Origin of the sequence: Bartonella sp. AA2SXKL (assembly GCF_042197205.1) — a bacterium.
GTDB lineage: Bacteria > Pseudomonadota > Alphaproteobacteria > Rhizobiales > Rhizobiaceae > Bartonella.
This window is the reverse complement of sequence record NZ_JBHIRN010000002.1, coordinates 240,910-245,112: the sequence shown is the minus strand read 5'-3', so window position 1 is coordinate 245,112 and position 4,203 is coordinate 240,910. Positions and strand designations below refer to the sequence as shown.

At 41.7% G+C, this 4,203-nt stretch carries 3 protein-coding genes; all 3 read right to left on the bottom strand.

Annotated elements, in window-relative coordinates:
* Positions 1-722: 722 nt before the first annotated feature.
* Complete coding sequence (gene yacG / locus ACFINS_RS02450) at positions 723-1,007, bottom strand: DNA gyrase inhibitor YacG (protein ID WP_375611670.1); 285 nt, start codon at positions 1,005-1,007, stop codon at positions 723-725.
* A gap of 21 nt (positions 1,008-1,028) precedes the next feature.
* Positions 1,029-1,742 carry a Maf family nucleotide pyrophosphatase gene (locus ACFINS_RS02445; RefSeq protein ID WP_375611669.1) on the bottom strand — a complete coding sequence of 238 codons (714 nt, stop codon included), beginning with the start codon at positions 1,740-1,742 and terminating at the stop codon, positions 1,029-1,031.
* Between the two features lie 243 nt (positions 1,743-1,985).
* The gene (infA, locus tag ACFINS_RS02440) at positions 1,986-2,204 is read right to left on the bottom strand and encodes a translation initiation factor IF-1 (RefSeq protein WP_004857577.1); all 219 of its coding nucleotides are present in this window, start codon (positions 2,202-2,204) and stop codon (positions 1,986-1,988) included.
* Positions 2,205-4,203 lie beyond the last annotated feature (1,999 nt).

Below are 4,203 nucleotides of genomic sequence, written 5' to 3'. Positions count from 1 at the left end.
TTGTTAGCAATACTGATTGAACTATCAATTTTTCCTCACACCCTAAAGGCACCAACAGCTTTCACGCAACAAAGCACCAACAAGCGATTTTTTACTGCCTCATCTCTTTGCACCAAAACACGCGCCCCTCTTTTTTGTTAGCAATACTGATTAGATGATCAATTCTTCCTCACACCCTAAAAGCACCAACAACTTTCACGCAACAAAGCACTAACAAGCGATTTTTTACTGCCCCGTCTCTTTGCACAAAAACACGCACCCCTTCTTTTTTGTTAGCAATACTGATTGAACTATCAATTTTTCCTCACACCCTAAAGGCACCAACAGCTTTCACGCAACAAAGCACTAACAAGCAACTTTTTATTACCACGTCTCTTTGCACCAAAACACGCACCCCTCTTTTTTCGTTAGCAATACTGATTGGACTATCAATTTTTCCTCACACCCTAAAGGCACCAACAACTTTCACGCAACAAAGCTCCATCGACCTTCATGCAACAAAGCAATTTATAATTATCCATGGTAAACAAAACCTCTGGAGATAAGTCTTAGATATGTATTAAAACTTCCATCGTTGATTGAACTTAATCTGCGTCTTTGCGAATGACGATAATAAGCAAGCCGTTAATCCAGCTCTTAAATACATTTACGATAATCCCGCGCGCCTCCCCTTCAGTTTCCACACAAAAAAACGCTTTAGCGTTCTTTCTCAAGAGAACTCTTTATTCTTCTTCATCACTTACTTGTGGTGGGGGTGGTAAAATATAAGAGCCTGAAAGCCAACGATTAAGATCAATAGCTCGGCACCGTGTGGAACAAAAAGGATAAGAAGATTTTTGTGACATCTGACCACAAATAGGACAAGGATGTGGAGGACGGGTCTCTTTTTGCAAATTTAGCTCTTTTTGTTCTTGGCACACCTTTGTCATTGGCTTCTTCATTAACTTTTCTTCTGTTGCTTTTTTTTCATTTTTGCTTTTCTCTTTTTGTTGCTTTTCACCTTGCATTGATCTTACCTTAAAGTTTTTCTAATGCGTTTGTTCAGCCCAGTGAGTGAAAAGTGGATAGTGATAAGCGGTCAAGAGATCGGCTGTTTCAGCCAAAGGCAATCCCACAACATTAGAATAAGAACCCGTGATATGGACAACAAAAGCCCCTGCTTTTCCTTGGATAGCGTAGCCACCTGCTTTCCCTTGCCATTCTCCTGAAGCAAGGTAAGCCTTCATCATGGCAGAGGTTAAGCGTCTAAAGCGAACACGACTTTCAACCAATTTTACGGTTATTTTTCCACGTTCATTGAGCGCACAAATGGCACCATAGACCTTATGCGAACGCCCAGAAAGGTATCGTAAACATTCATAAGCCTCATCCTCGCTTTCTGGTTTGGGGAAAATGGTCCGCCCAACAGCCACCACGGTATCAGCCGCCAAGATAATCATTTTCTGTCCAGGTAATTTTTCTTGACCATTCTGCAACTCGTCTTGACCATTCTGACTGTACCAGCGCAAAATTTTTTGGGCTTTCAGTGCTTTTTCTTTTGCCAAACGTTTGGCAAGGTTTGCAGGATGTTCTTTTAATTTTGGCGTTTCATCAATATCGCTTGCATAAACCTGCTGGGGATCAATCCCTATTTGTGCCAAGAGCGCTAAACGCCTTGGCGAAGCGGAGGCAAGCACCAAATGAATTTCTTCTGTAAGAGTATCTGCCAAACGTTTTTCCCCCCACTCTCTTATATTTCTCATTTCCACCCCTTCACAATTGACTTCCCTCTCGCCCCCTTTAGCGCCCCCTTTTAAGCGCCCCTTTAGCCTCCCTTTTAAGCGCTATTGATCTCCTTATCCTTTTTCCGCATCCGATTTTACAGTTTTTCAAGGCTCTTCAAACACTCCCCTTTTTTCACTCATGAAAAGCAAACTAAAAAACTGTTAAAAAATAATAGAAATAATATGATAGCTTTTAGAAAAAAGTGCAAGCCACCCACGAGGCTACTTATAGCGATATGTAATACGCCCTTTTGTCAAATCATAAGGTGTCATTTCCACCATGATTTTATCACCGGCCAACACCCGTATACGATTTTTCCGCATTCTACCAGCGGTATGGGCAATAATTTCATGATCATTTTCCAGTTTCACACGAAACATCGCGTTAGGTAAGAGTTCAGTAACGATACCAGAAAATTCTAAAACTTCTTCTTTTGACATAAACAAACATTTCCTTTACAGTGCACATATTTTGTTAAGCTGCGCGTTATTTCCAGCGTTCATATCCTATTTTCTTAAGTTTGTGAATAAAAATTCCACAAAAAGGGAAAGGTTTTTCAAGTTTACTCTCTCATGTTCTCAAAAAACGTCATCCCACACCTTAAGAATCAAAACTTTTTTTCCACCAATTTTACCCGCTAATTTCCTTCAATTTTTATGATGATTTTGGTTTCAGTGTGACAAGAAATTACGCTAATTTTTTCCCCTAAAGCATTTTCCCAACACCTCTGACTAATCCCTCCACAACTTACTCACAATCATCCTCTCTCCAACTTTTCCTCACCTTCCACACCTTAAACATGCGCCCTTCAGATAAACACCACTCTCCCCCCACGCCAGAAGCCCTTCCTTTTCTCAAAAACCTTCTCCATTCTTCACACACCATTCACAACATGCTTCACTGCCCCACACTTCATACTCTACGCATTTCCCATACAGCCTTCCCCATTTTCTCTCTCTTCACACGCTTCCTCTAAGCCACTCTTTCCATTTATGTTGTTCTTCCTACCTTTGAAAACACGATCCCTATACATTGCGTATCATTAACCACAACGCCTCTAACGACATAAAGCCTTTTCCTTTTTTACACATTTCCGTTTTCACGCTTTTACGTATTTACCGAATAAAGCCAAATGAAACTTCCACCCCGCACCACTCTATAAACAATAGTATTACCCCAGCTTCTTGCCTAGCCAATCTCCCCAAGCACTTCAGATCACCCCACATTCACGGACTTCAGCCCCCCTCAAATGACACCACTTCATCAAGTACCATAAAAGCAAAGCGCTATCTCCTCACACCATCCTTCACGCATCCCTTCGCACCACCGCCTCTTACCCCCCTCTAGTCTGTTCATTCCTATTCCGCCCCCACAACACTCTCTTCTCCCTTCAATCTCCCTCCGCTTCATCCCAGCTTACCACTCCATTCACAGAAACTCTTTCCCCATTTATCTCACCACATTCCATGCCATGCCAAAAGCATACACAATGCACAAATCCTCTACTCCTTTTTCACGAATATACGTTTTTAAGCTCCCCTTCTAATCATGATTTCGGAGCCGCGTGAGAGGGACAAAACAAGCCGTTAAGTTCTGGGGGTCAAGGACGCCGTTAGGCGCCATGTAATGGTCTCCTTGACCTTAAGAACCTAGGATTGTTAGTCCCCTCATTAAACGCGGGTCTGATCTCATGATTTTGGTGAGCGTTCCGGAGAGTTTGAGAGGCGGAAAGCCTCTCATTAAAAAATAAAGTTTATAAATAAAAACTATTTTCATTTGCCAATCTTCTGAAATTACTTTATCACTTAAAGTGTAATTTTGATCGTCCACGCAACGATCAACAGGGAACTAAAAGCCCTAAACCCTAGCGTACAATTGAACCCACTTTTGTGGGTATCCCGGAATTCCGGGAGTTTTTGCTATGTCCAGGTGCGTTTCCGCACTAAAAGCAAAAAAGCTGACTAGGGTTCAGTACTTTTAGACTCCCGGAATACCAATGCGAGGGCGCTCGCAACCAGAGGGGGGCTTGAAGTGCAAACTAAAAATCCAAATTTTATCGACATTTCTGATTAAGCAAAAGACGCGATTTATAATCCATATTTCGCACTTTTTTAAAAAGTACCCAATCTTATAGACTTTGAGATTATTTTGATTTCTCTTGCCAATTTTCTGAAATTGCCTTATAAATGAATACTGTAATTTTGGTCGTCTACGCAACGATCAATAGGGGATCAAAAACCCGAAACCTAAAACATGAATTTATCCCACTTTTGTGGGTATCCCGGAATTCCGGGAGTTTTTGCTATGTCCAGGTGCGATGAGCACTAAAAGCAAAAAGCTGATTTAGGTTCAGTATTTTTGACTCCCGGAATACCAATGCGAGGGCGCTCGCAACCGGAGGGGGGCTTGAAGTGCAAACCAAAAATCCAAATTTTATCG

What these genes read in the sequence shown, in the direction of transcription:
- ACFINS_RS02445 (WP_375611669.1), bottom strand. Translation starts at nt 1,742, where the DNA reads ATGAGAAATATAAGAGAGTGGGGGGAAAAACGTTTGGCAGATACTCTT.
- infA (WP_004857577.1), bottom strand. Translation starts at nt 2,204, where the DNA reads ATGTCAAAAGAAGAAGTTTTAGAATTTTCTGGTATCGTTACTGAACTC.
- yacG (WP_375611670.1), bottom strand. Translation starts at nt 1,007, where the DNA reads ATGCAAGGTGAAAAGCAACAAAAAGAGAAAAGCAAAAATGAAAAAAAA.